A 26,295-nucleotide genomic window follows, 5' to 3' on the forward strand; every position below is an offset into this window, starting at 1 on the left:
CGGACTCAGACCCCCACGCGATCCCGCAACCAGTCCAGGTCCAGCCGGGCCGGGTTGTCGATGTAGTCTCTCGGGTTGTCCACCAGGTCGCGCAGGTAGTCCTGGGAAACTTTCCAGGCGATCTCCGGCTCGTCTTTGCCGCGGGCAAGCAGCTCGAACCGGCCGTTGGTGAAGCGCAACGTAAAGTAGTCGAAAGGCGTGTCGGGGTCGTCGCGGTAGACCGCCACACCGAGGTGCTTGCCGCCGATGGTCTTGTCCGCGGCGGTGAGCAAGCCGCCCATAAGCTGTCCGTCCTTGTGCTCGCTGATCGCCGTATTCACGACGTCCAGTGCCTCCATGAAGAGGCCGTAGGTATCGTTGGTCTTCATGTCCATTGTGCTGTCCTCCGCTGGGGATTGTGTATCGGGATGGGTTTAGAGAACGGACCCCGGGAGCTGCCCCGGGGTCAGCGCTTTCGTCAGGACTGCTGCTCATCGACGAGGGTGGTCACGGCGTCGGCCTTGATCACCCGGCCGTCCATGAACTCGTAGTCCATCATGCCGTAGTCGAGGACAGGGTCGTCAGCAGTCGGCGAGGTCACCGTACCGCTGATGCTGACGAAGCTGTCGTCGGGCTTCTGGTACGGCTGGGCGGCCTGCGCCCCGGTAACGCCGAGGGCACCGGCGATCGCGATGGCAAGGACGGTCGGTTTTGCTGTCGGATGCTTCCACATGGTTTACCTCCTTTCCATTGCTCGCTGTTTACGACTTGCGGTTGCTTCACGCGGCCCGTGCCGCGCTGTCACCCGGTAGATGGCAAGCCCCGTGCGAGGGGCGCCAGCATCGGCGAGAGCCCCCGAGGCTGCAGCTTTTCGGCCGGATCGCCGGGCGTACCGCTCCGGGTAGACAACCGGCTGCGGGTGCAAGAGCTGCCTCTGACCGCTGCAAAATCTGCAACTTGCAGCCGGTGCGTGCCGGGGTGGTAGACTCGAGCCATGGACCCGGCGAGCACAGCGCGGCGCGGGGCCTGCTATGTCACCCGGGACCGGGACCCGGAAGTGGTCGACGTGGTCCGACGGTGCCGCTTCGAAGTCGCGGTGGTCCATCCCACCGAGGCCCCGGTGGGGCCGGAGGCCCCGCAGCTCCTGCTCATCGACGCCGACTGCGCAGCGGATGCCGACAGCGCGGCGCGCCTGCTGGACAGCTTCCGCACCGCCGGCAGCCAGGTCTTCCTGCTCGGAAACGCCAGCGAACAGCCCGCCTGGAGCGCCTGGGTGCGCTCGGGCGACGCCATCTTCCTGCGCCGGCCCGTCGCCGGCGACTACCTCGAGGCGCTGCTGCGCGACATCCAGGGCGAGATACCCACGGGGCGGGCGCCGGACGTCGCGCCGGTGGCTCTGGACCAGTTCGGCCTGCTTCTCGGCAGCTCCGGCCCCATGCGCGAACTCTACCGCCTGCTGCGCAAGGCGGCGGCCACGGATGCCAGCGTCTGTATCCACGGCGAGAGCGGCACCGGCAAGGAGCTCGCCGCGCGCTCCATCCACGCCTTCTCCCCGCGCAGCGAAGAGCCCTTCTGCGCCATCAACTGCGGCGCCATCCCCTCGGAGCTGGTGGAGAGCGAGCTCTTCGGCCACGAGCGCGGCAGCTTCTCCGGCGCGGAACGCCGGCACGCCGGCCTGTTCGAGCGCGCCGGGCGCGGCACGGTACTCCTCGACGAGATCACCGAGATGCCGGAGGACACGCAGGTCAAGCTGCTGCGGGTGCTCGAGAGCGGGCGTTTCCGGCGCGTCGGCGGCGAAACGGACCAGGGCTGGCACGCGCGGCTGATCACCGCCACCAACCGCGACCCGGACGAGGCCGTGGCCAGGGGGCGGCCGCGCGAAGACCTCTACTACCGGATCCGCCAGCTGACCGTGCACGTACCCCCGCTGCGCGAGCGCGGCGAGGACGCAGTCGCGCTGGCGCGCTGTTTCATGGCCGAGTATGCCGAGCGCAGCGGCCGCCCGGTGCGCCTGGGCGGGGACGCCGAAGCGCTGCTGCGGCGCTATCACTGGCCGGGCAACGTCCGCGAGCTGCGCCACGTGGTGCTGAGCGCCTGCCGGGTCTGCCGCAGCGTGATCACCCCGGCCCACCTGCCGGCGCTGCAGCCGGCGCCGGCGACGCCGCAGGAGGGGCTGGGCATCGGCCCGGGCATGACGGTGGCGGAAGCGGAGCGGCGCCTGATTCTCGCCACGCTGGAGGCGGAGAACGGCGACCGCAAGCGCGCCGCGGAGCGGCTCGGGATCAGCGTGAGGACGCTTTACAACCGTCTCAGGGTCTACCGCGCCGCCGGCACGGCGTCCTGAAACAGCGATCGCACCGCCGCCGCCGACGCGGCGAGCTCGGCGTCACAGACACCGGACCCTGCAGCGCCGGCGGCCGGCAGCGGCGCCTCCGCGCTGCTCTCGTCCAGCCAGCGGGCCGCACCCGACAGCACCAGCGCATCCTGGATCCGCCCGATCTCCCGGCGCATGCGCCGCGGCCCGAGGCACATCGCCAGCCGGTGGCTCAGCGGCTTGTAGCGCCAGCCGTGGCTCAGCCGCCACCAGGGCGTGGCCCCGTCGCCGGGATCGAAAATATAAACGGGCCGGCCGCGGGTCTGCGCCTCGGCCAGCATGGACATGGATTCCCCGGAGACCACGAAGGCGTCGGCCAGCGCCAGCAGCCCGCGGTAGGGGTTCTCCCCTTCACCCCAGCGGTGCACCAGGCGCGGCACGGCGAGCTCGCCGGCGAGCGCATCGAGAGCCGCGGGCGGCGTGCGCGGGCTGCCCGTGACCAGCAGCGAACCCCCGTTGCCGGCAGCGAGACGCTGCGCCAGCGCGCCGAGACGCCGCCCCTTGGCGGCGGTGTAGACGTACTTGCCGCTATCGCCACCCACCAGCACGGCGATCCACGGGCGCGGCAGCGCTTCCAGGGCCGGCGCCAGCGCTTCACCGGCCGCAGCGAGCGCCTCGGGCCGCAGGTCGCAGAGCGGCAGCGTGTTGTGGCGGATATTCGACGCCGCGGGCAGGAAGTACTGCGGGGTGGTCACCACCAGGTCCCAGCTGTCCAGCGGTGCCCAGGGCCGGCCGACGTGCACGAGCCGCGTCGCGCCGCCGGCCTGGCGGCGGATCCAGCGCGCCACCGGCTCGTTGCGCCGCCCGGCGGTCAGCACCAGGTCCGGCCACGGCGGCGCCAGCGGCGACGAGGCGCGGCGGTCGATGCCGGCGAGGGTCACGCGCAGGGCGAGGTGGGGCAGCAGCTCCCAGGCGCGGGCGGCGATGTGCCGCGCTTCCCAGGGCCAGCCGAGCGCATCGGCGAGCGCCGTCACCTGCGCATTGTCGCCGGCCTTGCGGCCGAGCAGGCACCAGGTGCGCGGGGCGGACTGCGGCGGCGTTTCAGCGGCGGGCAAGGTGGGCTCCCCGGGTCAGGAATATTGCCAGCGGGCGCCGTTCAAGTGCGGCGCCAGCGCGCGTAAACTATCACGATCGCGACATTAACGGGGCAAGACACCGTGAAACCGACCGTTTTCATCCACACCAACCACAAGCAGATGCTCGGCGCCATCGTCAGCCGCCACTCGCTGAAAAAGCGCTCGGCAAACCCCGACGCCTTCGACGTGCGCTTCATCGAGGTCAGCGATTTCCCGTGCATGGCCGCGCGCGAGGGCGACCTCTACCTGCGCGACGGCGACAAGCGGCCCTGGCTGAACAACGACCTGCAGTCGTTCACGCCGCTGCGCTTCGCCCCGCCCCAGCTCATGGGCTACCAGGGCCGCGCCGTGGTCATGGACCCTGACATCTTCGCCGTCGGCGACATCAACGAGCTCCTCGGCCGCGACATGGACGGCAAGGCCATCGTCTGCCGCCCGAAGTCCGGCGCCAAGGCGCGCAAGGGGGCCTGGGCCTCCAGCGTGATGCTGCTGGACTGCGCAAAGCTCACGCACTGGGAGTTCGAGCGCGAGTTCAACGAGATGTTCATCCCGGCACAGCGCGACTACATGGACTGGGTCTCGCTGAAGCTCGAGGACCCGGCCACCATCGGCTTGCTCGAGCACTGCTGGAACGACTTCGACCACCTCGACGAGCACACCAAGCTGCTGCACAACACCAAGCGCAAGACCCAGCCCTGGAAGACGGGCCTGCCCATCGACTACCGCCCGGCGGACACCTTCCAGCTGTTCCCGCCCCGGCACTGGCTGCGCCGCGCCCGCCGCGCCCTCTTCGGCGACTACAAGTTCGCCGGCCGCTACGCGAAGCACCCGGACCCGGCGCAGGAGAAGTTCTTCTTCGACCTGGTGCGCGAGTGCCTCGAGGACGGCGTGCTCACGGAAGACCAGCTGCGGGACGAGATCCGGCAGGGGCACGTGCGGGAGGATGCGCTGCAGCTGGTGGGGGCCTAACGGGGGCTCTTCCTGACCCGATGTGGACCTGTCGACCTGAGGTGGCGCCGCCGCGCCCGGAGGTCCGGTCGGGACACGCTACAAGCACGTCCCTGTGCGCTCGGCGCCGGCCGTCCCTGGCCGGCGACGGTCCCGACCGGACCTCCGGCCACGGCGGCTTCCCTCGCACTGCCGGCGGGTATAGCTAGCGCACGTCAGTGATAGTCGTAAATTGGATCGAGGGAGTCAGCAAGCTGACGATCGATGGCCTCGACTTCCTCGTCATTGAAGTAATCGCGATAACCGCCGACCTTGGCGCGGCGGACCTTGTAGGAATCCGGGTTGTCCTTATCGCGGGCGCGCATGCGGCCGGCGAAGCGGAAGGTGTCCGAGCTCTCCATCTTCTTCATGTTCTCGAAGGACGCATGCTCGATGGCGGCGGCCTGCTCCTCCGGCGTGGCCTCCACCCCCATGAAGGCGACGAGCTTCGCCAGTTCCCCGTGCGGCTCGGCGCGCAGGTCCTCGTAGCGCAGCAGGTGGAAACGCTGCACGTGCTCGCGCTCGGCGGCCCAGGTGTTCAGGTAGTCGACTACCGCGCGCAGGCTGCCGCCGTCGTTGTCGCCGGTGACGAAGTCGAAAACGCTGATGTCGTCATCGCGCGACGGGTAGTTGTTGAGCACGACCTTGTTCGGCTTCAGGCGGAACTTCCACTGGAAGAACTGCGAAACCGCCACATCGCGCGGATCCCGGGCCATGAGTACCACCGGCTTGTCGTAGAACGGCGCCTTGCTGGCCGGCTCGCCGGTGTAGTCCTTGATGTAGTTGTCGTGCGTGAAGAAGATCTTCGGCACGGCGCGATTCATCTGGTGGAAATTGTCGAAACCGAGCAGCGCGTTCTCCGGCAGATCGTGGCGGATGCGGAACAGGTGCGACAGCATCACCCGCAGCCAGGTGCGGCCGCTCTTGCCGAAGGAGACGATGACGATGTCCGCTTCGCGCAGGCGGGCGAGCTGTTCCCGGCCGCGCAGCCGCCGCTCCTCGGCGATGACCTCGGCCTGCGGCCGGTTGCGGTTGCGCCAGTTGAGGACGCGCCGGGCGGCCTTCTTGCGCAGCGTGTTGGCGGCGTGGCGCAGCTGCTGCAGGGCGTATTTCACGCCGAAGCCTGCTCCGCCTGCGGCCCGTAACCGAACTGCGGGTCGAGCTTCGCCACCATGGCGTCGAGGGCCGCGCACTGGGCGTCGTCGAAGTGTTCGCGGTAGCCGCCGACCTTGGCCTTGCGCACCTTGAAGGACGCCGGATTATCCCTGTCACCGGGCTTCACCCGCGCGCCGGAGCCCTTGAAGTACTGTTCCTGCTCCATCTTCTTCATGTTGTCGTAGGCGGCGAACTGTACCGCCTCGGCCACCTGCTCGTCGCTGACCGCCGTGCCGGTGAAGTCGAGAATCTGCCGGAGCACCGCGCCCGGGTCCGCGCGCATGTCCTCGTAGCGGACCACCAGCAGGTCGTCGAGCTGGTCCCTTGATGCCGCCCAGTCGTTGAAGTAGTCGACGATGCGCGGCACGCCGACCGCCGGGTCCTGCACGAACTGCCAGACGTCGATGTCGGCACCGTGGGGCGGGTAGTCGTTGATGAACTTCTTCACCGGCCGCATGCGGTACTGCCACTGGAAGAACTGCGACACGGCCACGTCTCTTGGATCGCGCACCAGCAGCACCATGCGCTTGCCGGCGAAATGCGCCTTGCTCTGCCAGTTGCCGGTGTAGTCGCGCAGGTAGTTGTTGTGGGTGAAGAACACCGCCGGCAGCCGCGGATCGACGGCCTTGAGGTTGTCGAAGTCCAGCAGCTCGCTCGCCGGCAGGTTGCCGAGCTGGGTGTAGGCCCGCGACAGCATGACCCGCAGCCAGGTGCGACCGCTCTTGCCCCAGCTCATGAGCACCCAATCCGCGCGCTCAAGCTTCTTGTACTCCTCGCGCCCGCGCAGCCAGCGCTCCAGCCCCTTGCGCTTGCGCGCGGGCAGCCAGAACAGCAGCGTGAGAATGACGAAGCGTGCGGCGACGCGAGCCTTGTCGGCCATGCGGTGCGGGCCTTCGGAGTGCGGTTGGGACAGACGGCGGCGATCATACCCGATTGGACGCCCCGCCGCAGCCGGACGGCATTTTTCACGTTTCGCACGCGCGCCCTGCCCTGCCGCTCCGGCGCAGCGCGGAGTATCATACGCCCATGAACTACGCGAACCTCGAAACGCTGCGCGCGGCGCCCCTAAACACGGACCCGTTCCCCTTCCTGGTGGCCCCCGGCTTCCTTTCCCCGGCGGACCTCGCCACGGTCAACGCGGACTACCCGGCGATCGATTCAGCGGCGAATCACGCCCTGGAGGACCTGAGCTACGGCCCGGCTTTCGCCCGCTTCATCGAGGATCTCGAGAGCGACGCCTTCGCCCGCCTGCTCGGCGAGCGCTTCGACATGGCCCTCACGGGCCTGCCGTCCACGATCACGGTGCGCAAGTTCTGTGAGCGCACGGACGGCAATATCCACACGGACCACAAGAGCAAGATCATCACCGTCCTGGTCTATTTCAACGAGCAGTGGACGCACAGCGAAGGCCAGCTGCGCATGCTGCGCGGCAGGCACGATATCGAGGACTACGCCGCGGAGGTCCCGCCCCTCGGCGGCACGCTCCTCGCCTTCAAGCGCACCCCCCACTCCTGGCACGGCCACACCCGCTTCGTCGGCGAGCGCCGCATGCTCCAACTCAACTACCTCGACCGCAGCCCCCTCTCCGTGGCCAGCCAGCGTATAGCCCGCGCCGGTACCCACTTCGCCAAGAACGTCCTCGGACTAAGGTAGATCCTTGGCTGGACGGTCCCCCGTCCAGCTGGCAATGGTGGCTTTGCGGTTTTGATTTGACGGTGGTGGCGCCGCCGTCGCTGGGAAAGCCCTGTCGGAACCGCTACAAGCACATCCATGTGCGCTCGACGCGGGCCGTCCATGGCCCGCGACGTTCCGACAGGGCTTTCCCAGCGACGGCGGCTTCATGACCTACCCAGCGAGTCCTAGCTACTCAAGTGGCTCCCAGTCATTCCGGCACGACTGTAACCGGGGGTGGTAGGAGCTACATCCAACTGCGGGTGGATAAGCGTCGCATCGGTCAAATTGAAGCCGGCGGGCCGGGGGAGGCCCTCACGGACCGTCGCCGGCCATGGATGGCCGGCGCCGAGCGCACATGGACGTGCTTGTAGCGTGTCCGTGAGGGCCTCCCCCGGGTCGCCGGCGCCACCAAAACCAGCTACGCAGTCCCCGAACCCGCCTCTGGAAAAAACGCCCGAACCCGTTCTACCGCCACAGAGAGGTCACCCGGCAACTCACCGGCAGGCTCAGTCAGCGGCTCCCCCGCCCACACCGCCAAACCGTGATCGATCAGCAAACGGTGAAACGCCTGGAAATCACGGGTGGCGGAGAAGAGCTTGAAATAGTCGATGCGGTAGATCGCGCGGGCGAGGCGTTGGCGCCAGCGGTCGGTGGGGGTGGTGCAGCGGGGGTTGTTGAGCCAGCTGGCGAAGCGGCGACGCCAGAGATCCGGGGCGCCGAAACGGCCGGCGGGGAGCGGGAAGATGGCCAGGGGCTTGCGCAGGCGGGCGACTTCGACCTGCATCGAGATACTGTCGCCAGTGACCACGAACGCATCGGCGCTGCCGAGGAGCGCGCGGTAGGGGTTGTCTTCCGGCGGGGCGTCGGCGGACCAGGTGAACAGGCGTGCCTCGGGGGGCAGGTCGCGTTCGAGGACCGCGACCACGTCGGCGGTCGTGCGCCGGCTGGTGGTGATATAGGGCGTGCCGCCGTCCGCGACCACGCGCTTCGCCTCGGCGACCAGGCCGTGAGCCACGCGCTCGTCCATGACGAAAGGGTTGGTCTCGCCGCCGACCAGGAAGGCGACAAGCGGGCGCGGCAGGCCGGCGAGGCGCGGCGCCCAGGCCTCGGCGGACTCGCGCACGGCGTCCTCCGCCACCTGCATGAAGGGCAGCGCGGTGACCAGCACATTGGGCAATGGCGGCATCTGGTTCTCGCCGCTGGCGATCACCAGGTCGAAAGCGTCGAGGAGGCCCGAGGGCTTGCCGACCAGGGCGATCTTCGTGCGCCCGCCGCTCTGTGCCTTGACCCAGAGCGCGGCCATGGACGGACGGCGGCCGACGGTGAGGATGAGGTCCGGCCACGGCGCCTCGAGGGCGTCGGAGCGCGCCGGGTCCAGGTGCTCGAGGGTGGGCCGGTAACGGGGCTTACCGTAGACCCACTGCGGCAGCGGCTGCACGAAGCGGTGCTCCACGGGCCAGCCGAGAGCGTCGACGATCGTCTCCACCTGGCCGTTGTCCCCCCGCTTGTCGCCGAGGATGACCCAGGTGCGCGGCGTCATGGCTCAGCCCTGGTCGGCGGTGCCGTAGCCGAGGGCGGGGTCGATATGCGCGTCGAGGAGGGCATCGAGCTCGGCGACCTGCTCGGGCGGGAAGTCCTCGCGGTAGCCGCCGACCTTGCCCCGGCGCACCTTGTAGGTGGTCGGGTCCTCGGCGTTGACGAGCTTCATGCCGCCCTGGCTGAAGGTGCCGCTGGTCTCGAGCTTGCGCAGGTTGTCGAAGGAGCCCCACTCCACCGCCTCGCGGATCTCTTCCTCGCTGAAGCTCTCGCCCACGTGCGCGAGGATCCTGCCCAGGGTTTCCACAGGCTCGGCGCGCAGGTCCTCGTAGCGCACCATGAGGCCCCGCGGCAGGGCGCGCACGTTGCGGGCCCAGCCGTTCTCGTAGTCGATGAGAAACGGCAGGCCGATATCCGAATGGCGCACGAAGTCCCAGAGCCCGACGCTGCGCCGGTCGATGGGGTGTTCGATGCTGGCGTTGATGAGTTCCTGCTTGGCGCGGGACTGGCGCTTGGTGAACTGGTGGTACCAGGACACCGCGATGTCGATGGGGTGGCGGGCGAGGAAGACCACGGGCTTGTGGCGCAGCGGGTTGTCCGGTGCGCCCTCGGCGAGGAGCTTGCCGACCTCACCCTCGTAGCTGTAGCAGCCGTTGGTGGCGGCGAGGCGCGGGATCTCCGGGATCTTGCGGGCGAACTCGTCGGTGTTGATGAGCTTCGACTCCGGCAGGTTGTGGCGGAGCTGATAGAGGCGGCTGATCATGGCCTTCAGCCAGGTGTTGCCGCTTTTCGGGTGGCCGATGATCAGGAAGTTCGCCCGCTGCGCCTTGGACAGCTCGAGCTGCGCCAGGTATTTGCGGCGCAGGCCCACGCGCGCGCCGGCGGGGAGCAGTTCCGTGGGGGCAATGATCAGCGCCTTCTTGACGCCGTCGCTCAGGTTCAGCATGACGATTCCCGGCCCGGGGGCCGCCAGGGTGTTCGGAAAAGCCGCGGATTATGCGGGATGAGGACCGCCCGCGCCACCGGCGAGCCTGTTAAATAAGACCGCGCGGCCGCCCGCCCGCGCGCGGAACGGGCTACAATCGCGGCCATGATCATCGAGCGCTACCTGAGCCGGGAAATCCTGCATCCCTTCGGCCTCGGCCTGGGCCTGCTGGTGCTCGTGTTCGTGGGCTACTCCCTAGCGCAGCAGCTCACCATGGCGGCCGCCGGCCAGTTCGACCTGCTCACCGCCGGGCAGCTGGTGCTGCTGCGCACGCTGATCGTCCTCGAGGTGCTGCTGCCGTCGGCGCTCTTCTTCTCCGTGCTCGCCGGCCTGGGCCGGCTCTACCGGGACGCCGAGATGAGCGCGCTCTACGCCGCCGGCGTCAGCCGCCGGCGCGTGCTCGGCGCGGTCTGCCTGCTCGGCCTCGCCATCGCCGGGCTGACCGGCCTCATCTCCATCGAGGGCCGGCCCTGGGCCTACCGCGAGAGCTACCGGCTGCAGGCGCAGGCCGCGGCGGAGTTCGACCTGAAGAAAATGGCCACCGGCGAGTTCGTCACCATGGGCGACAGCGACTACACCTTCATCGCCGATGACCTCGACCTCGAGCGCGGGCTGCACAAGTCCGTGTTCCTGCAGAAGCCGCACGAGGACGGCGCCCGCGCCGAGCTCATCTACGCGGACAGTGCCGCCCTGCCGACGCTGAACCCGAGCGAGCCGCTCACCGCGACCTTCTACGACGGCTACCACTACCTCCTCGACAACCGGGAGCAGCTGGACGTGACCATGAACTTCGGCACGCTCACCATCCGCCTGCCGGGCACGGAGGCCCAGGAGCGCTACCGGCGCAAGGCGGAGCCCACGGAGGCCTTGCGCCGCTCGGACCGCCCCAAGGACATCGCCGAGTACCAGTGGCGGGTCACCACGCCGCTCGCCACCGTGCTCCTCGCCCTCATCGCCGTGCCGCTGTCGGCCTCGGCGCCGCGGGAGTCGCGCACGCGCAGCTTCCTGGTCGCCATCGCCGCCTACGTCTGCCTGTTCGCCATCACCAGCGCCGTGCGCACGGGCATGGAGCAGGGTACCGTGCCGGAGCTGCCGGGACTGTGGGGCACCTACGCCGTGTTCGCCGTGCTCCTGGCCGTGCTGCTCAACCCGCCGCGGCTGCCCCGGCGCCGATGAGCATCCTCACCCGCTACCTCACCGCGGCGCTGTTGCGCGGCTGGCTCATCACCTTCCTGGTAGTCGCCGCGGTGTTCGGGCTGCTCGCCTTCATCGACGAGCTGGATGCGGCCCAGGGCGAGTACGGCGCTGTCGCGGTCGCGAGCTATACGCTCATGGTGCTGCCGCAGCAGCTGCTCTCGCTGGCGCCGGTGATTCTGCTCCTCGGCACGATCATCGCGCTGGCCGGCCTGCAGAAGGGTTCCGAGCTCACGGTGATCAGCTGCGCCGGCGTGCCGATCAGCCGCCTGCTCCTGGCCATCGCCGTGCCCACGGCGGTCGTGGCGCTGCTGCTCTGGGTGGGCATGGAGACCGTGACCGCGCCCCTGCACCAGCGCGCCGAGGCGCTGCGCATGAAGCTGCGCTACGACAACCCGCACACGCTGCCGGCGGGCGGGGTCTGGTCCCGCAACGACCGGCGCTACATCCACCTGGGTACCATGCGCGAGGAACGCGTGCCGGCAAACATCGCCCTCTATGAATTCGACGCCGAGGGACGCCTGGCGCGCGCCGTGCACGCCGCCACGGCGACGGTCGGCGACGACCGCCGCTGGCGCTTCGAGGACGTGCAGGAGAAGGTGCTGGAAGACGGCCAGCTGCAGACGCACCGCCGCGACAGCCTGGTGATCGACAACCTGTGGGCCCGGCGCGAGCTGCCGGTGCTCTCGCTGTCGCCGGAGAGCATGCGCCTCTCGGTGCTCTACGGTTACGGCACCTACCTGGCCGCCAGCGCCCGCGACGCGCGCAGCTACCTGAGTACCTTCTGGCAGCGCCTGGCCCTGCCGCTGACCGCCGCGGCCATGGTCCTGCTGGCGACACCCGTCAGCGCCCAGCTCGGCTCCCGCCGGGGCAGCGCGGTGGGGGTGAACCTCGCCGTCGGCGCCCTCATCGGTATCGGCTTCTACCTGGGCTCGCAGATCCTCTTCGCCCTGGGCACGCTGCTCGGCCTGCCTCCGCTGCTGGTGGCGCTGCTGCCGGCGCTGGCCATCACCGCCTGTGCCGTGCTGCTCTTGCGACGCATGCACTGGTAGACTGGCCCGCCCACGCCGAAGGACCCCCGCCCGCCATGCGCCTGATGTTCAGCTTTTTCCGCAGCTACCGCGGCCCGACGCTGCTCATGCTGCTGGCGCTGCTGCTGTCCGGGCTCGCCGAGGGCGTGGGCCTGTCGGCCCTGCTGCCGCTGCTCAACATTGCCCTCGGCAGCGGCCGCCTCACCGGCGGTGCTGCCGAGCCACCGTCCGGCTATGAGCAGGTGGTGCTCGACGCCCTCGACGGCCTCGGCATTGCCACGACGCTCGGCAACATGCTGCTCATCGTCCTCGCCGGCGTGTTCCTGAAGAGCGTGTTCCTGCTCGCGGCGCAGCGCCAGGTGGGCTACACCGCGGCGCAGGTGGGCACGGACCTGCGCCTGCAGATGCTGCGCGCGGTGCTGCGCAGCCGCTGGGAGTACTTCCTGCACCAGCCGGCGGGCAAGCTCACCAATGCCCTGGCCACGGAGGCGGAGCGCTCCTCCCAGTCCTTCGTCCACGGCGCCACGGCGATCACCTTCCTGATCCAGTCGCTGATCTATGGCAGCGTCGCCTTCGCCCTGTCCTGGCGCGCCTCGCTGGTCGCCATCGTCGCCGGCGCCATCGTGATCGGCCTGTCGCATTTCCTTGTGCGCATCACCCGCCGCGCCGGGCGCAAGCAGACGCGCATGCTGACCTCGCTGGTCGGCAACCTCACCGACATCCTGCAGTCCGTGAAGCCGATCAAGGCCATGGCCCGGGAGGAGCGCGCCGACCAGGTGCTGGCCGAGGACACGCGGCAGCTGAACCGCGCGCTGCGCCGGCAGGTGCTGGCCTCGGCGCTGCTGGATTCGGCGCAGGAGCTGATGTTCGCGATCTTCATCTGCCTCGGCATCTACGCGGCGCTGGAGGTCTTCCAGATGGAGCTGCCGAAGGTCATGGTGCTGGTGGTGGCCCTCGGCCGCGCCTTCTCCTTCCTCGGCAAGGTGCAGAAGCAGTACCAGAAGCTCGTGCAGGGCGAGAGCGCCTACTGGGCCATGCGCGACAGCATCGCAGAGGCCGGCGCCGCCGCCGAGGCGAGCGGCGGCGAGGCACCGGCACCGCTCGCGGAGGGGATCGCCTTCCGCGACGTGGTCTTCGCCTACGACGACCGGCACCCGGTCTTCGACGGGCTGTCGCTGGACATTCCCGCCGGCTCCCTCACCACACTCGTGGGCCCGTCGGGGACTGGCAAGACGACCCTGGTGGACCTCACCATCGGCCTGCTGCAGCCGTCCCGGGGCGAGGTCTGCATCGACGGCAAGGCGCTGGCAACGCTGGACGCCCGCGCCTGGCGCCGGCAGATCGGCTATGTGCCGCAGGACACGGTGCTCCTGCACGCCAGCATCCTGCAGAACGTCACCCTCGACGACCCGGCCCTGAGCCGCGAGGATGCCGAGCAGGCCCTGCGCGATGCCGGGGCCTGGGACTTCGTGGCGGCGACGCCGCAGGGTATGGACACGGTCGTGGGTGAACGCGGCGGCAAGCTCTCCGGCGGCCAGCGCCAGCGCATCGTGATCGCCCGGGCACTGATCAACCACCCGCGGCTGCTGATCCTCGACGAGGCCACCAGCGCCCTGGACCCGGCCAGCGAGCAGGCCGTGCGCCAGACCATGGAGCAGCTGAAGGGCCGGCTGACCATCCTCGCCATTTCCCACAACCGCGCCATGATCGACGCGGCGGACCGCGTCTACCGGCTGCAGGACGGCCGGGCGGAAATCGGCCTGCCGTGATCCCGGCGCCGTTGCCGCTGCGCCTCGGCGCCGCGCTCGCCATGGCCGCAATCACGCTGCTGCTCTCGCTGCTACCGGGCGTTCCCCTCGAGGGCGACACGCAGTTCCAGTGGCACCTGGGGGCCGTGCCGCCCGCACTGCAGAACGTCATGCACCTGGTCTTCTACGCGCTGCTGTATGGAGCCTGGGCCTGGGCCCTGGAGGACACCCGGGTAGCACCTTTCAGGCTTGCCGCGGCGGTTTTCGCCTTCGGATTACTGATCGAACTTGCGCAGCTGCAGGTACCGGGACGCTACGCCTCCCTGCTGGACGGGGTCCTGAACGGTGCCGGAGTGGCCCTGGGCTACCTGGCCTGCCGGGCTCGCCGAGCGGCGCACTGACGCCGGTTCAGGCCTCCGCGACCAACGCGCACACCCGCGCCAGCGCCCGGTCCAGGTCGGGCGAGCGCGCCGCCACCGGCACGCCCGGCGCCCCGACCACCGGACCGACATCCTCCAGCCACTCGGCACGGCCGGCGGCCACCAGCGCCCGGTGCACCAGCGAGATATCGCGGCTCAGCGGCTGGGGAAACCAGCGCATCAGCAGCCGGTAGAGGAAGGCGCCAAGGCGCGGGTCGACGGTCTCGGTAGCAACGCTCGCCGTGCCGGCGTCCCGGCGCATGCCCCCGAGGTCGAAGAGCGCCACGGGGCGGCCCGTGCCGCAGGCCTCCGACAGCATGGCGATGCTGTCGCCGGTGACGATGAAGGCGTCGGCGAGAGCGAGGATGCCCGCGTAGGGGTTGTCCGGGGAGGCGCCGTAGCGGTGCAGCAGGTGCGGGCAGGTATGCACGCCGCCGCTGCCGGCGAGGCCCCGCTCCAGCACCTCGGTCACCGCCGGGCGCGTGCGCGCGCTGGTGGTCACCAACAGCGAACCGCCGCAGTCCCGGGCGCGGGCCACGGCCTGCTCGAGGAGCCGCGACGCGGCGCGCCGGCCCAGGGTGTAGGGCCCACTGTCGCCGCCGACGAGGACGCCGATCCACGGCCGCGGCAGCGGCGCGAAGCGGGCCGCCCAGGTCTCGCCGGCGCGCTGCAGGCGCCGGCCCTCCAGGCCGTGCAGCGTGAGCTCGTTGTGCAGCACCCGAGGGTGCGCCGGCACCCGGTACTGCGGCGTGGTCACCAGCAGGTCGAACTCGTCGAGGTGACCCCAGGGCTTGCCCACGTGCACGTAGCGCGTCACCCCCCCCGACGCCTGGCGCAGCCAGCGGCCCAGGGGCTCGTTGCGCACGCCGGCGGTGATCACCAGGCCCGGCCAGGGGGCGGTGAAGGTGCGCCGGGAGCGGCGGCGCAGCCCCGCCAGCGACGCCTGGCGGAACAGGTGCGGCCAGACCGCCCAGGAGCGGTACTCCGGGCTGATCGTCTCGAGCGGCCAGCCGAGCGCGGACGCGGCCCCCTCGGCGAGGGCGCGCACCTGCCCGCGCTCGCCGGCACGGTAAGCGTCGATCAACCAAACGGCTGGCATTGGGGAGAGTCCATGGGTATAGTGCGCCGGAATCTAGCGCCTGGGCGGCGCCCGCGCAAGGAGGACGGCCGTGGCCGATTACCAGAGCTGCCTCGCGTTCCTGTGTGAACTGCTGCAGAAGTACAACCGGAAGCGCGTGATGATCAACGAGAACACCGGCCTGGTCGCGGACCTGGGCCTGAGTTCCCTCGAGGTCATGGAGGTGATCGAGCAGATCGAGGATCACTACGACATCTCGATCCCGCTCAATATCCTGCCCGACGTCAACACGGTGGCAGACCTGACGCAGAAGATCCGCGACCTCAACCCCTGAGCCGCCCGGCGCCCCCTCACGCCATCGAGGGCACCACAGCGAGGGCTACACCATGCTCCTGGACAAGTTCAAGGAAATGGCGGCGTTCCAGTCGGAGCTCCGCGACCGCAGGCTGAAGGCCTTCGGCGCCGTCACCGACGAGCTCCTCTCCGCCACGGAGGGCGTCGTGGAAGGGCGCCGGGTCATCCTTGCCGGCACCAACAACTACCTCGGCCTGTCCGCGGACCCGCGCTGCATCGAAGCCGCCCGCGCGGCGACCAGCCGCTGGGGCACGGGCACCACCGGCTCGCGGCTCGCCAACGGCAGCTTCGCCGAGCACCAGGCGCTGGAGGCGGAGCTGGCGGCCTTCTTCGGCGTCGGCCACGCGATCACCTTCTCCACCGGCTATGCCGCCACCATGGGCACCTGCGCCACCCTGGCCGGCCCCGGCGATGTGATCCTGCTCGACGCCGACAGCCACTCGAGCATCTACTCCGGCGTGAAGCTCTCCGGCGCCGAGGTCATCCGCTACCGCCACAGCGACCCCGCCGACCTCGCCAAGCGCCTGCGCCGCCTCGGCGACCGCGCGGCGAACACGCTCATCGTCGCCGAGGGCATCTACAGCATGCTCGGCGACATTGCGCCGCTGCAGGAGATCGCCGACATCAAGCGCGAATACGGTGCCATGCTGCTGGTCGACGAGGCGCACTCCCTGGGCGTGCTCGGCGAACGCGGCCGCGGCGCCGCGGAGGCCGCCGGGGTGGAAGACGCGGTGGATTTCACCGTCGGCACTTTCTCCAAGAGCCTCGGCGGCGTCGGTGGCTACTGCGTCAGTCCGCACCCCGAGCTCGAGGACGTGCGCTACTGCATCCGCGCCTACATTTTCACGGCCTCGCCCACGCCCTCGGTAGTCGCCTCGACCCGCCGGGCGCTGCAGATCCTGCGCGACGAGCCGCAGCTGCGCGAGCGCCTCTGGGACAACGCGCGGCGCCTGTACAGCGGGCTCAAGGCCCTCGGTCTCGCCTTGGGGCCTACGCCGAGCCCGGTCGTCGCCGTGGAGTTCGCCGACCGCGAGGCGGCCATGGCGGCCTGGCAGCAGCTGTTCGACAGCGGCGTCTACGTCAACCTCGTGGTGCCGCCGGCCTCGCCGAGCACCAACTACCTGCTGCGCAACAGCATGAGTGCGGCGCACAGCACCGAGCAGGTCGACCGGATCATCGAGGCCTACCGCGGCCTCATCGACGCGGGCCTCGTCACTCCCGACGCCGCCTGATGGACCGTCTTCTCATCACCGGGAACGGCCCCCTCGCCGGCGAGGTGTCCATCGCCGGCGCCAAGAACGCCGCCCTCCCGGTCCTCGCTGCGGCGCTCCTCGGCAGCTCGCCGCTCAGCGTGAGCAACGTGCCCGCGGTGCGCGACATCGACACCGCACTGAAGCTCCTCGAGCTGCTCGGCTGCCGCATCGAGCGCGACCGTGCCACGGTGCATATCGACGCCGGCGCCGTGCACAGCGTGCGCGCGCCCTACGAGCTGGTGAAAACCATGCGCGGCGCCATTCTCCTCCTCGGCCCGCTGCTCGCCCGCTTCGGCAGCGCGGACGTCTCTCTCCCCGGGGGCTGCGCCATCGGGTCGCGGCCGGTGAACGAGCATATCGAGGGCCTGCGCGCCATGGGCGCGGAGATCCGTATCGAGAACGGCTACATCAAGGCCGAGGCCGCGCGGCTGCGCGGCTGTCACTACGCCTTCGACGTCCCGTCGGTCACGGGCACTGAGAACCTGATGATGGCCGCCGCGCTCGCCGACGGCGAAACGGTGCTCGAGAACGCGGCCATGGAGCCGGAAATCGGCGATCTCGCGCGGCTGCTCACGGCCATGGGCGCGCGCATCGAGGGCGCCGGCTCCAGCGTCGTGCGTATCGAGGGCAGGCCCGCGCTGACCGGCGCCAGCCACCGGGTACCGCCGGACCGCATCGAGACCGGTACCTTCCTCGCCGCGGCCGCCGCGACGCGCGGCAGCGTCACGCTGCGCAACACGGACTCGTCCTTCCTGCAGCACGTGCTCACCAAGCTGCAGGCCAGCGGCCTGCAGCTCGACTCGGGCGACGACTGGATCACCCTCGACAGCGGCGGCCGCCGCTGCCGGGCCATGCATATCTCCACCGCGCCCTACCCCGGCTTCCCCACGGACCTGCAGGCCCAGTTCATGGCGGTGAACGCCCTCGCCGAGGGCAGCGCGACGGTAGTGGAGAACATCTTCGAGAACCGCTTCATGCACGTGGCGGAGCTGAAGCGCATGGGCGCGGCCATCGACCTGCAGGGCAACACGGCCATCGTCCAGGGCCGGGAGCGGCTGCAGGGGGCGCCGGTCATGGCGACGGACCTGCGCGCCTCCGCGGGCCTGGTCATCGCCGCGCTCGCCGCCGACGGCGAGACCACCATCGACCGGGTCTATCACCTGGATCGCGGCTACGCCGGCATCGACGACAAGCTGGCATCGCTGGGCGGCATCATCCGCCGCATCCACTGAGCGGCGCGCCGCGGCCGTGACCCGGGACTTCGTTCATCTCTCCGACCTGCACCTGACCTCCCTGGCCGGGGTGTCGCCGCGGGAGCTATTCTCCAAGCGCTTCCTCGGTTACCTGTCCTGGCGCCGCCGCCGGCGCCTGGAGCACCGGCGGGAACGCCTGAATGCGCTGGTCGCCGACTTTGCGGACGACAGCGCACCGGACATCGTGATCACCGGCGACCTCACCCACATCGGCCTGGAGCGGGAGTTCCAGGCGGCCGCCGGGTGGCTGGCCGCGCTGGCGCCGCCGTCACGGGTCGCCCTGGTACCGGGCAACCACGACGCGACGGTGCCCGCCAGCCTCGACTACCAGGCGCGCTACTGGGCCGACTACCTCGCCGGGGACGACGGCCCCGGCTACCCCACGCTGCGCGTGCGCGGCGACATCGCCTTCATCGGCCTCGACAGCGCCGTGGCGACCGCACCGGGGCTGGCCAGCGGTCGCGTCGACGGCGCGCAGCTCGCCCGCCTGCCGGCGCTGCTCGCGGCGTGCCGGGCGCGCGGCCTGTTCCGGGTGGTCTACCTGCACCACTGCCCCCTCGCCGGTGTGGACTCGCGGCGCAAGCACCTGGTGAACCACGCGGCCGTCGCCGGCACGCTCGCCGCCGGCGGCGCAGAGCTGGTCCTGCACGGCCACGGCCACCGCGACCAGCGGCACGAACTGGAAACCGTGGACGGCGTGGCGCCGGTGATCGCTGCGCCCTCGGCCTCCGCCGAGGGCCGCGGCGACCGGCCGGCGGCGGCCTATCACCGCTTCCTTGTTACTCGGGAGGAGCCGGGTTGGGCCCTGGCCGTGTTAACTCGGGGCTTTGCCCGTGGCGAAGGCGAGGTCACAACACTCCGGGAAGAAACAATCACACTGCCCCGCGCCCGCTAAAGCGCGCGTGCAGCCGCCAGATCCTCGTGCTCAAAGGCGCTTGCCATGCGCTCCAGTTCGCTGGCAGACACACCCTGCGTGGCGGCCAGTTCGCGCCAGCCGGAAACCGCTCTGCCCACCTCTGCGGCTATCGCACGCGCATCGCGGGACGAGAGCCCGAACAGCGCGGCCTGCTCCAGCGCAAGCGGCAGGGAACAGGTACCTTCGTCGAGACTGATGTTGGTCGAGAGGATGCGCGGCTTCAGGTCGGTGGGCGTCGGGTTCAGGTCGTAGGCCGGTGCAAGAATCCATCCCGCTGCGCCGGCCCAGAGAAAGCCGTGGTTGCGGAGGTGGTCGTCGACATTGGACACCAGGATGTTGAACACCATGCGCCTGAATAACTCGGCTGCATCGGCTCGCGCCCGTGCGCCATGACGACCCAGTTCATCCACGATTTCTGGGTAGCTGCCGCGCTCACCATCGCGTGCCTGAAGCATTGCCATGGCGGAGAGAAAAGGGATCCGTCGCGCACCGTCACGATCGAAGCGGTAGGACAGGAGGACGGCGCGACCATCCACGTCAAGCAACTCGTGCCGCGGTGTGCGGATGCCGGAAGTTGCAGCGAGAGCGAGCGTGATGTGCTCCCAGCGCTCCTGACCGTAGCCGTCACTGTCCTTGGGAAATTTCGCGATTGCCAGTTCCCCCTTCGCGCTGCGCACCGACGCCTTCGGCCGCGCCCCTCCCAGGGAGGACCCCGGTGCGAGGATCGTGTCGAGGGCGTCGTCAGCAGCATCCTCCCTATCCACTCGTAGCGCGCTGTCCATCAACGCACCCAGCTGAACGAGGTGGGGTACCCCGCCGATCGACGGCGCCTGGAAATCGGGATCGCCCGGTCGCTTGAAACGCAGCGCGCCCATCCGCGCAATATCAGTCACCCCCAGGAGGTAGTCGATTTCCTGCAGGGTCCTTGGTGCGCGACCCTCATCCCGAGCGAGGCGCCGCTCACGGCGCTGCAGCAGGCGGCGCCCCCAGGTATCCGGTGCGGAATCGCCGATTGAGCCGAAAACGTCGGCACCGGGCGCTGGATGGAAGGTACCGCGGCCGAGCGCCAGCGCAGGTTCGAGCGAGAAGCGTGCGGGATGCTCCAGCCATGCCGCGTGATACTGGAAGGCAACCGTCTCCCGGCCCCTGCCGGGCTGTCGATAGAGCGTGCCCACGCGCCAGCACTCACCCTGCAGGTCACAGTGAACCTCTACCTCATCCTCCATCGCCGGTCCTGATTCGCTTCGGCAGCGCGTCCGCGGCAAGGCGCCGGCCAAGCTCATCGGTACCGGGGTCTGCCGTCATGGCGAGCCCGTCGAGCAGACCGAGGGCATGGAGTACCGACGCGTAGATGCCGACGCTGACCATGGGATCACCGGCCTCGACGCGCTGCAGGGTCTTGCGCGAGGTAAACGCGCGCTCCGCCAGCAACTCCATCGACAGCCGCCGCCGCTTGCGCGCTTCACGGATGTCCGCGCCCAGCTTGCGCAGGGCCCGACGCGCCGCGCTGGGTGGGGTTGCTGGTGTGGGCATAATGTAACCTTCGTGACCCTTTACCATCGATTATGAGTCAGGAAGGTTGCAATTTCCAGCCCAATAGCATGGCTGAGTTAGAGCGTGGCGCACCGTCTTCCGCTGCGCCGTCGGGCCTACCCGTTCTCGCTGAGCGCCTCGCCCAGGGCCCCGACCAGGCGCTCGATCTCTTCCGGCTCGATCACGAAAGGCAACCCCAGCTGGATGGTGTCGCCGCCGTAGCGCACGTAGAAACCCTTCTCCCACATGCGCATGGCGATCTCGAACGGGCGGCGGGTCGGGTCGCCCTTCTTCGGCGCCAGGGTGAGCGCAGCGGCAAAGCCGTAGTTGCGGATGTCCTCCACGGCGGGCTTGCCCTTCAGGCCGTGGATCGCGTCCTCCAGTACCGGCGCCAGCGAGGCGACCCGCGTCGGCAGCTCTTCCTTCACCAGCAGGTCGAGGGCGGCGAGGCCGGCGGCGCAGGCCACCGGGTGGCCTGAGTAGGTGTAGCCGTGGGCGAACTCCAGCGCATGGTCCGGCAGGTCCTGCGCCATGAAGGTGTCGTAGATGGCCTTGCTCGCGATGACGGCGCCCATGGGCACCGCGCCGTTGGTCATCTGCTTGGCCACGTTCATGATGTCCGGCACCACGCCGTAGGCCTCGGCGCCGGTCATGGCGCCGCAGCGGCCGAAGCCGGTGATCACCTCGTCGAAGATGAGCAGGATGTCGTGGGCGGTGCACAGTTCGCGCAGGCGCTCGAGGTAACCCACCGGCGGCGGGATCACTCCGGCGGAGCCGGCCATGGGCTCGACGATCACCGCGGCGATGTTGCTGGCGTCGTGCAGCATGATGAGGTCAGCGAGCTCGTCCGCGAGTTGCGCGCCGTGTTCCGGCATGCCGCGGGAGAAGCGGTTCTCCGGCAGCAGCGTGTGCCGCAGGTGGTCCGCCTCGACCGCCTGGCCGAACATCTTGCGGTTGGCGCCGATACCGCCCACGGAGATACCGCCGAAGTTCACGCCGTGGTAGCCCTTGATGCGGCCGATGAGCCGGGTCTTCTCCGGGCGCCCCCTCGCCCGCCAGTAGGCGCGCGCCATCTTCAGGGACGTATCCGCCGACTCGGAACCCGAGTTGGTGAAGAACACGTAGTCGAGGCCCGCCGGCGTCAGCCCCTTGAGCACGTTCGCGAGCTCGAAGGACAGCGGCTGGCCGAACTGGAAGCCCGGCGAGTAGTCGAGGGTCTTCAACTGCCGGTGCACGGCCTCGGCGATCTCCGGCCGGTTGTGGCCGAGGCCGCAGGTCCAGAGCCCCGAGAGGCCGTCCATGATGCGCCGGCCGTTGTCATCGATGTAGTAGATGCCCTCGGCGCCGACGATCATGCGCGGATCGTCCTTGAACTGGCGGTTGCCCGTGTAGGGCATCCAGTGGGCCTCGAGCTCTGCCCGGGTCAGGGCCGGGCGCGTGTTCGGTACCGAGGTCATGGGCGGGCCTCCCGCAAAAATATCGGCATGTTGCACAAGCCTAGCGCATGGCAGCGTCCGCGGGCACTACTACTCGGGGGGAGGGTTGCGGGGCACCTTGGCGCAGCGCGGCCCGGTCGTCTCAGCGGTCGATGGTGGTCTGCACCAGGTCGAGGTCGGCGATGGAGTCGACGTCAATGGCCGCGTTGGCGTAGGGCAGTACGACGGCGCGGATACGCAAACCGAGGCGCTTGCCGAGCTTGGCGAGCGCCTCCTCCAGCGGCAGGAGCCCGAGCCGGTAGCGGATGACCGCCCACCAGCCGAGCATGCCGATGACCCGCAGCGGCTTCTTGCGCTGCTGCTCGATCTTGCGCCAGAAGGCGGCGATCTGCCGCCCCTCGGGCGTCAGGAAGGCGAACAGGTTGCAGCCGCAGAATTCGCCGTCGCTGAAGCGCAGCACCGTTTTGCGGATACCCGGGTAGCCCTCGAGGACGACCGCGTGCGGCGCGAGGCCCACGGTGACGTCGACGTCGTCCACCAGGCTCTGCCGGGCGAACGCATCGACGATCTCGGCGGTGAGCAGCGGGTGGTCCGCCGTGGTCAGCAGCACCGGTTCCTCCGGCGGGATGTCCTGCATCACCTCGTAGGCACTCGTGCTCGGGGACACCCGCGGCGGCTGCCACTCCACGGCGGCACCGTCGAGGTAGCTCACCAGGGCCGGCGCCCGGTCCACCGCCTCGCGCTCCGGGCCGGCGAGGACCACCCGGCGGATGGCGCGGGCCTCGCCCAGGGCGCGCAGCACGCGCAGCACCATGGGTTCACCGCCGAGATCGAGCAGCGCCTTGGCACCGGCGCCGGAGCGCTCCACCAGGGCATCGCTCTTGCTGCGGTCGCCGGCGAGGACGACGGCGGTCATGGGGTCTTGGCCGGGGTCGAAGGGCATGGGGCTCAGAGGTCCTTTTCGTAGACGCGGTAGCGCTTGTACGCCTGGCCGCCGATCGTTTCGATGATGTTGCGCATGCCGGCATTGTCCTCGAGGATCCAGCCCATCTCCACCTCGGTCACGCCGCGGCCCTGCAGAGCCCGGCGCACCGCGTCGATGATCATGAAGGCCACGGTGGGCCCCAGCCGGGAGTGCTGGTAGGCCTGGGTCACCCCCATGAGGGGAATGCGCGCCGAGGACACGCCGCTGACCTTGAGGCGCCAGAGAAAGCGGAGCCAGCCGAAGGGCAGCAGGCGGCCGTCGAGGTCCCGCGCCGCCTCGTTCAGGTTGGGCAGGGCGACGATGAAGGCGATGGGCTCGCCGTCGACCTCGGCGAACTGGATATAGTCCTCGGGCAGCAGCTTCGCCAGCGTGCTCACGGTATCGGACCAGCCGGCGGGGTCCAGCGGCGCGAAGCCCCAGTTGTTGGCCCAGGCATCGTCGAAGATGCGGCGCATGGCCTCGGCGTCACGCGCCAGGTCGCGCTTGCGCAGGCTGCGGATGGCAATGCGGCGGGACGCGCGCTCGGCGAGCCGGGTCATCACCTTCGGGGCTTCGAAGTCCGGCCGCGTGCGGTAGGCGAGCAGGTCCTTGACGCCGCTGAAACCCGCGGCCCGCAGCGCCTCGTCGTACCAGGGCTTTGCGTGGCCCATGAGCACGACCGGGGGCGTGTCGAAGCCCTCTACGAGCAGGCCGACCTCCTCGTTGATGTGCAGGTTGAGTGGGCCGCGCACCCGCGTCTTGCCGGCGGCGCGCAGCCAGTCCGCCGCCGCCGCAACCAGCGGGCCGACCGCATCCGGCCGGTCCGCCTCTAACATGCCGAAGTAGCCCAGCGCCGGATCGCGCTCGAGGCTGTCCACCTGCGCGGTGATGCGGCCCACGGGGCGGTCGCCGTCGAGCGCGAGCCAGCCCTGCCAACGCGCGTGCGCCGCGTAGGGACTCTTCGGCGAGAAGCGCTGGCGCTGCTCGAAGGCCAGGGGGGCAATGAAACAGGGGTCATCGGCGTAGAGCTGCCGCGGCAGGTCGATGAAGCGGCCGAGGTCGCGCCGGCCCGCAAGGGGCACCACGGCCAGGGACCGGTCGCCTGCCTCTACCTGCTCGCTCACGCGCCCTCCCCGGTTGCCCCCTGCCTGTGGCGAAGGCGGCGAGTATACCCGCCAGCGGCGCGAATTGCCGCCGCCCCCGGAACTTTCCCGGCCACCGTGCTGTCAGAGGCCCTTATCGCGCGACCGCTGGCCCCTGGCGGCGGTCCGAGAGGGGGCTGCCAAGCCGTGGAAGAACCGGTGGAAAAACCGGCGGAGAAGTTCATGTAGAGCTTCCCCGGATTGAGATAGGTTATTGACTGGCTTGGTATTATTTCCTGTTTCCGCGCCTTCGCGGAATGCTACCATGGGCTCCCGTATTGAAGTGTTGTGACGCTGTTTTCCCGCGGGAAAGCAGCGGCAGAAGGATATTGCGGCAGCACGTCCCGCAAGCGCCCCGAACCACGGCGCCGCGGGACGGAGTCAGGACCGAAGGGAGACGGATCGTTGCACATTTCAGCCACACCTACCGCTAACACGCAGCCGTTCCGGCCGGCCGACTTCGCCACGTTGACGGAGGCGCTGGACTACGCCGCGCGGGGGGACACGGGCTGCAACTTTTTCAACGGCCGCGGCCGCATCTACGATCGCCTCACCTACCGCGAGCTGCGCGAGCAGTCGCAGGAGCTTGCGCGCCAGCTGCTGGGCCTGGGCCTCGCCAAGGGTGACCGCGTCGCCCTCGTCGCCGAGACCGACCCCCACTTCGTCCGCTTCTTCTACGCCTGCCAGTATGCCGGCCTGATCCCGGTGGCGCTGCCCGCCTCCGTGAAGATCGGTGCCCACGAGGCCTACGTCGCCCAGCTGCACCGCCTGCTCGAGGCCAGCGACGCCGACGTCGCCGTGGCCTCCGAGGGCTACCTGGGCTTCCTCGAGGAAGCGAGCGACGGCCTCTCCGTGCGCATGGTGGCAACGCCGGACGCCTTCTATGCCCTGGACATACCGGCCATCGACCTGCCGCAGGTCGACGCCGGCGACATCGCCTACCTGCAGTACACCTCCGGCAGCACCCGCTTCCCCCGCGGCGTGATCATCCGCCACGAGACGGCCATGGCCAACCTGCACGGCATCGTCGCGCACGGCCTCAACATCACCGGCGAAGACCGCCTCATGTCCTGGCTGCCGTTCTACCACGACATGGGCCTGGTAGGCTTCGTGCTGACACCGGTGGCCGCGCAGATCTCCGTCGATTACCTCGACACGCGTGAATTCGCCATGCGCCCCCGGCAGTGGCTGAAGATGATGACGCAGTCGAAGGCGACCATCGCCTTCGCCCCGAGCTTCGGCTACGACCTCTGCGCCCGCCGCGTGCGCCCCGGCGACATCGCCGAATACGACCTCAGCCACTGGCGCGTTGCCGGCATCGGCGCCGAGATGATCCGCCCGCAGACCCTCGAGCACTTCGCCGACATCCTTGAACCGGCGGGTTTCGACCGCCGCGCTTTCGTCGCCTGCTACGGCATGGCCGAGTGCACCCTCGGAGTGAGCTTCTCGCCGCTTTCCGAGGGCTTCAGCACCCACTACATCGACAGCGACCACCTCGCCGACCAGCACGAGGCCGTGCTCATGGACCGGGGCGAGACCGAGGGCCGCGGGCGCCACTTCGTGAACTGCGGCGTCCCGCTGCCGAGCTTCGAGGTGGAAGTGCGCGACGAGGACGGCAACGCCCTGCCGGACTGGAAGAGCGGCGTGATCCACCTGCGCGGCCCCAGCGTGATGTCCGGCTACTTCAACCTGCCGGAAGAGACCGCCCACGCCCTGTGCGGTGACGGCTGGCTGAACACCGGCGACATCGGCTACCTGGCGGACGGCGTGCTCACGATCACCGGCCGCAAGAAAGACCTCATCATCATCCACGGCCGCAACATCTGGCCGCAGGACCTCGAGCACCTGGCCGAGACCCAGCCGGAAGTGCGCGTGGGCGACGCCCTCGCCTTCTCCGCCCCGGATCACGAGGGTGAAGAGATGTGCGTGCTGGTCGTGCAGTGCCGCGAGCGCGACCCGAACAAGCGCCACGGCCTGGTGCGCCGGCTGACGGCCATCGTGCGCACGGAGCTCGGCCTCGACTGCTACGTCGAGCTGGTGCCGCCGCACTCGCTGCCGCGCACCTCCTCCGGCAAGCTGTCCCGCGCCAAGGCGCGCCTCGACTTCATTGCCGCCCACGACGAGGAGCGCCTGAACGCGGTCGCCGAGGAACTGCGCGTTCGGGTCGCCACGGCCTGAACGGCGAACCGGGGCCTGAACCCGGGGCCC

At 69.7% G+C, this 26,295-nt stretch carries 25 protein-coding genes; 12 read left to right on the forward strand and 13 right to left on the reverse strand.

Going from position 1 to position 26,295, the window contains the following annotated elements; genetic code table 11:
- Nucleotides 1-5 precede the first annotated feature (5 nt).
- Both RKE50_RS12760 and RKE50_RS12765 read right to left on the reverse strand, forming a co-directional pair.
- Entirely contained in the window at nucleotides 6-374 is a 369-nt protein-coding gene (locus RKE50_RS12760; protein ID WP_350036857.1) for a hypothetical protein, read from the reverse strand.
- A gap of 83 nt (nucleotides 375-457) precedes the next feature.
- Nucleotides 458-712 carry a hypothetical protein gene (locus tag RKE50_RS12765; RefSeq protein WP_350036859.1) on the reverse strand — a complete coding sequence of 85 codons (255 nt, stop codon included), beginning with the start codon at nucleotides 710-712 and terminating at the stop codon, nucleotides 458-460.
- Nucleotides 713-973: 261 nt separating this feature from the next.
- Here RKE50_RS12765 and RKE50_RS12770 point away from each other — a divergent pair, with 261 nt between their 5' ends.
- Nucleotides 974-2,323 carry a sigma-54 interaction domain-containing protein gene (locus tag RKE50_RS12770; RefSeq protein ID WP_350036861.1) on the forward strand — a complete coding sequence of 450 codons (1,350 nt, stop codon included), beginning with the start codon at nucleotides 974-976 and terminating at the stop codon, nucleotides 2,321-2,323.
- Here RKE50_RS12770 and RKE50_RS12775 read toward each other — a convergent pair.
- Nucleotides 2,296-3,408 (reverse strand): mitochondrial fission ELM1 family protein, encoded by a 1,113-nt coding sequence (locus RKE50_RS12775; protein ID WP_350036863.1) that lies wholly within the window; start codon nucleotides 3,406-3,408, stop codon nucleotides 2,296-2,298. The genes RKE50_RS12770 and RKE50_RS12775 overlap by 28 nt on opposite strands.
- Nucleotides 3,409-3,510: 102 nt before the next feature.
- Here RKE50_RS12775 and RKE50_RS12780 point away from each other — a divergent pair, with 102 nt between their 5' ends.
- Nucleotides 3,511-4,398, forward strand: a complete 888-nt coding sequence (locus RKE50_RS12780) for a glycosyltransferase family protein (RefSeq protein WP_350036865.1) — start codon at nucleotides 3,511-3,513, stop codon at nucleotides 4,396-4,398.
- A gap of 194 nt (nucleotides 4,399-4,592) precedes the next feature.
- Here the strand turns inward: RKE50_RS12780 and RKE50_RS12785 are convergent, their stop codons facing one another.
- Both RKE50_RS12785 and RKE50_RS12790 read right to left on the reverse strand, forming a co-directional pair.
- Complete coding sequence (locus RKE50_RS12785; protein ID WP_350036867.1) at nucleotides 4,593-5,531, reverse strand: sulfotransferase domain-containing protein; 939 nt, start codon at nucleotides 5,529-5,531, stop codon at nucleotides 4,593-4,595.
- Entirely contained in the window at nucleotides 5,528-6,451 is a 924-nt protein-coding gene (locus tag RKE50_RS12790; protein WP_350036869.1) for a sulfotransferase domain-containing protein, read from the reverse strand. The genes RKE50_RS12785 and RKE50_RS12790 overlap by 4 nt, the downstream gene beginning before the upstream one ends.
- A gap of 146 nt (nucleotides 6,452-6,597) precedes the next feature.
- Here RKE50_RS12790 and RKE50_RS12795 point away from each other — a divergent pair, with 146 nt between their 5' ends.
- Nucleotides 6,598-7,224 carry a 2OG-Fe(II) oxygenase gene (locus tag RKE50_RS12795; RefSeq protein WP_350036871.1) on the forward strand — a complete coding sequence of 209 codons (627 nt, stop codon included), beginning with the start codon at nucleotides 6,598-6,600 and terminating at the stop codon, nucleotides 7,222-7,224.
- Nucleotides 7,225-7,663: 439 nt separating this feature from the next.
- On the opposite strand, the gene RKE50_RS12800 is transcribed toward RKE50_RS12795, so the two are convergent.
- Both RKE50_RS12800 and RKE50_RS12805 read right to left on the reverse strand, forming a co-directional pair.
- Complete coding sequence (locus RKE50_RS12800; protein ID WP_350036873.1) at nucleotides 7,664-8,785, reverse strand: mitochondrial fission ELM1 family protein; 1,122 nt, start codon at nucleotides 8,783-8,785, stop codon at nucleotides 7,664-7,666.
- Nucleotides 8,786-8,788: 3 nt separating this feature from the next.
- The gene (locus tag RKE50_RS12805; RefSeq protein ID WP_350036874.1) at nucleotides 8,789-9,727 is read right to left on the reverse strand and encodes a sulfotransferase domain-containing protein; all 939 of its coding nucleotides are present in this window, start codon (nucleotides 9,725-9,727) and stop codon (nucleotides 8,789-8,791) included.
- A gap of 144 nt (nucleotides 9,728-9,871) precedes the next feature.
- Between RKE50_RS12805 and lptF the strand changes: the two genes are divergently transcribed.
- Genes lptF through RKE50_RS12825 form a run of 4 tightly spaced genes read left to right on the forward strand, consistent with a single transcriptional unit; the run spans nucleotide 9,872 to nucleotide 14,140 of the window.
- Nucleotides 9,872-10,942, forward strand: a complete 1,071-nt coding sequence (gene lptF / locus RKE50_RS12810) for an LPS export ABC transporter permease LptF (protein WP_350036876.1) — start codon at nucleotides 9,872-9,874, stop codon at nucleotides 10,940-10,942.
- Nucleotides 10,939-12,012: an LPS export ABC transporter permease LptG gene (gene lptG / locus RKE50_RS12815; protein WP_350036878.1), complete on the forward strand. Its 1,074-nt coding sequence runs from the start codon at nucleotides 10,939-10,941 to the stop codon at nucleotides 12,010-12,012. The genes lptF and lptG overlap by 4 nt, the downstream gene beginning before the upstream one ends.
- A gap of 35 nt (nucleotides 12,013-12,047) precedes the next feature.
- A complete protein-coding gene (locus RKE50_RS12820; protein WP_350036880.1) occupies nucleotides 12,048-13,760 on the forward strand; it encodes an ABC transporter ATP-binding protein in 1,713 nt (570 codons plus the stop codon).
- A complete protein-coding gene (locus RKE50_RS12825) occupies nucleotides 13,757-14,140 on the forward strand; it encodes a VanZ family protein (RefSeq protein WP_350036882.1) in 384 nt (127 codons plus the stop codon). The genes RKE50_RS12820 and RKE50_RS12825 overlap by 4 nt, the downstream gene beginning before the upstream one ends.
- Nucleotides 14,141-14,147: 7 nt before the next feature.
- Here the strand turns inward: RKE50_RS12825 and RKE50_RS12830 are convergent, their stop codons facing one another.
- Nucleotides 14,148-15,257 carry a mitochondrial fission ELM1 family protein gene (locus RKE50_RS12830; RefSeq protein WP_350036884.1) on the reverse strand — a complete coding sequence of 370 codons (1,110 nt, stop codon included), beginning with the start codon at nucleotides 15,255-15,257 and terminating at the stop codon, nucleotides 14,148-14,150.
- 70 nt (nucleotides 15,258-15,327) lie between these two features.
- On the opposite strand from RKE50_RS12830, the gene RKE50_RS12835 reads away from it, so the two are divergent.
- Genes RKE50_RS12835 through RKE50_RS12850 form a run of 4 tightly spaced genes read left to right on the forward strand, consistent with a single transcriptional unit; the run spans nucleotide 15,328 to nucleotide 18,991 of the window.
- On the forward strand, nucleotides 15,328-15,570 hold the full coding sequence (locus RKE50_RS12835) for an acyl carrier protein (RefSeq protein WP_350036886.1): 243 nt from the start codon (nucleotides 15,328-15,330) through the stop codon (nucleotides 15,568-15,570).
- 52 nt (nucleotides 15,571-15,622) lie between these two features.
- Entirely contained in the window at nucleotides 15,623-16,822 is a 1,200-nt protein-coding gene (spt, locus tag RKE50_RS12840; RefSeq protein ID WP_350036888.1) for a serine palmitoyltransferase, read from the forward strand.
- Entirely contained in the window at nucleotides 16,822-18,075 is a 1,254-nt protein-coding gene (gene murA / locus RKE50_RS12845) for a UDP-N-acetylglucosamine 1-carboxyvinyltransferase (RefSeq protein ID WP_350036890.1), read from the forward strand. Before spt ends, murA begins: the two co-directional genes overlap by 1 nt.
- 16 nt (nucleotides 18,076-18,091) lie before the next feature.
- Nucleotides 18,092-18,991, forward strand: coding sequence for a metallophosphoesterase family protein (locus tag RKE50_RS12850; RefSeq protein ID WP_350036891.1), 900 nt, complete (start codon nucleotides 18,092-18,094; stop codon nucleotides 18,989-18,991).
- Here the strand turns inward: RKE50_RS12850 and RKE50_RS12855 are convergent.
- The 5 genes from RKE50_RS12855 to RKE50_RS12875 all read right to left on the reverse strand — a co-directional run bounded on the left by RKE50_RS12855 (nucleotide 18,988) and on the right by RKE50_RS12875 (nucleotide 24,069).
- The gene (locus RKE50_RS12855; RefSeq protein ID WP_350036893.1) at nucleotides 18,988-20,238 is read right to left on the reverse strand and encodes a type II toxin-antitoxin system HipA family toxin; all 1,251 of its coding nucleotides are present in this window, start codon (nucleotides 20,236-20,238) and stop codon (nucleotides 18,988-18,990) included. The two genes, RKE50_RS12850 and RKE50_RS12855, sit on opposite strands and share 4 nt — an antisense overlap.
- Nucleotides 20,228-20,545: a helix-turn-helix domain-containing protein gene (locus RKE50_RS12860; protein ID WP_350036894.1), complete on the reverse strand. Its 318-nt coding sequence runs from the start codon at nucleotides 20,543-20,545 to the stop codon at nucleotides 20,228-20,230. Before RKE50_RS12860 ends, RKE50_RS12855 begins: the two co-directional genes overlap by 11 nt.
- Before the next feature lie 116 nt (nucleotides 20,546-20,661).
- Nucleotides 20,662-22,002 (reverse strand): omega-aminotransferase AptA, encoded by a 1,341-nt coding sequence (aptA, locus tag RKE50_RS12865; RefSeq protein WP_350036896.1) that lies wholly within the window; start codon nucleotides 22,000-22,002, stop codon nucleotides 20,662-20,664.
- Nucleotides 22,003-22,123: 121 nt separating this feature from the next.
- A complete protein-coding gene (locus RKE50_RS12870; protein ID WP_350036898.1) occupies nucleotides 22,124-22,897 on the reverse strand; it encodes a nucleotidyltransferase family protein in 774 nt (257 codons plus the stop codon).
- 32 nt (nucleotides 22,898-22,929) lie between these two features.
- Nucleotides 22,930-24,069 (reverse strand): hypothetical protein, encoded by a 1,140-nt coding sequence (locus RKE50_RS12875; RefSeq protein ID WP_350036900.1) that lies wholly within the window; start codon nucleotides 24,067-24,069, stop codon nucleotides 22,930-22,932.
- 423 nt (nucleotides 24,070-24,492) lie between these two features.
- On the opposite strand from RKE50_RS12875, the gene RKE50_RS12880 reads away from it, so the two are divergent.
- Nucleotides 24,493-26,265, forward strand: a complete 1,773-nt coding sequence (locus RKE50_RS12880) for a fatty acyl-AMP ligase (RefSeq protein WP_350036902.1) — start codon at nucleotides 24,493-24,495, stop codon at nucleotides 26,263-26,265.
- The last annotated feature ends 30 nt before the right edge of the window (nucleotides 26,266-26,295 follow it).

Origin of the sequence: Pseudohaliea sp. (assembly GCF_040217025.1) — a bacterium.
In the GTDB taxonomy this organism is placed as follows: domain Bacteria; phylum Pseudomonadota; class Gammaproteobacteria; order Pseudomonadales; family Halieaceae; genus Pseudohaliea.

Bases quoted from the DNA above. Each gene is read 5' to 3' on its own strand.
- RKE50_RS12870 (WP_350036898.1), bottom strand. From the start codon at position 22,897: ATGACCGCCGTCGTCCTCGCCGGCGACCGCAGCAAGAGCGATGCCCTG.
- lptF (WP_350036876.1), top strand. From the start codon at position 9,872: ATGATCATCGAGCGCTACCTGAGCCGGGAAATCCTGCATCCCTTCGGC.
- RKE50_RS12760 (WP_350036857.1), bottom strand. From the start codon at position 374: ATGGACATGAAGACCAACGATACCTACGGCCTCTTCATGGAGGCACTG.
- RKE50_RS12855 (WP_350036893.1), bottom strand. From the start codon at position 20,238: ATGGAGGATGAGGTAGAGGTTCACTGTGACCTGCAGGGTGAGTGCTGG.
- RKE50_RS12800 (WP_350036873.1), bottom strand. From the start codon at position 8,785: ATGACGCCGCGCACCTGGGTCATCCTCGGCGACAAGCGGGGGGACAAC.
- RKE50_RS12790 (WP_350036869.1), bottom strand. From the start codon at position 6,451: ATGGCCGACAAGGCTCGCGTCGCCGCACGCTTCGTCATTCTCACGCTG.
- RKE50_RS12860 (WP_350036894.1), bottom strand. From the start codon at position 20,545: ATGCCCACACCAGCAACCCCACCCAGCGCGGCGCGTCGGGCCCTGCGC.
- RKE50_RS12795 (WP_350036871.1), top strand. From the start codon at position 6,598: ATGAACTACGCGAACCTCGAAACGCTGCGCGCGGCGCCCCTAAACACG.
- RKE50_RS12830 (WP_350036884.1), bottom strand. From the start codon at position 15,257: ATGCCAGCCGTTTGGTTGATCGACGCTTACCGTGCCGGCGAGCGCGGG.
- spt (WP_350036888.1), top strand. From the start codon at position 15,623: ATGCTCCTGGACAAGTTCAAGGAAATGGCGGCGTTCCAGTCGGAGCTC.
- RKE50_RS12770 (WP_350036861.1), top strand. From the start codon at position 974: ATGGACCCGGCGAGCACAGCGCGGCGCGGGGCCTGCTATGTCACCCGG.
- RKE50_RS12805 (WP_350036874.1), bottom strand. From the start codon at position 9,727: ATGCTGAACCTGAGCGACGGCGTCAAGAAGGCGCTGATCATTGCCCCC.
- lptG (WP_350036878.1), top strand. From the start codon at position 10,939: ATGAGCATCCTCACCCGCTACCTCACCGCGGCGCTGTTGCGCGGCTGG.
- RKE50_RS12820 (WP_350036880.1), top strand. From the start codon at position 12,048: ATGCGCCTGATGTTCAGCTTTTTCCGCAGCTACCGCGGCCCGACGCTG.
- murA (WP_350036890.1), top strand. From the start codon at position 16,822: ATGGACCGTCTTCTCATCACCGGGAACGGCCCCCTCGCCGGCGAGGTG.
- aptA (WP_350036896.1), bottom strand. From the start codon at position 22,002: ATGACCTCGGTACCGAACACGCGCCCGGCCCTGACCCGGGCAGAGCTC.
- RKE50_RS12765 (WP_350036859.1), bottom strand. From the start codon at position 712: ATGTGGAAGCATCCGACAGCAAAACCGACCGTCCTTGCCATCGCGATC.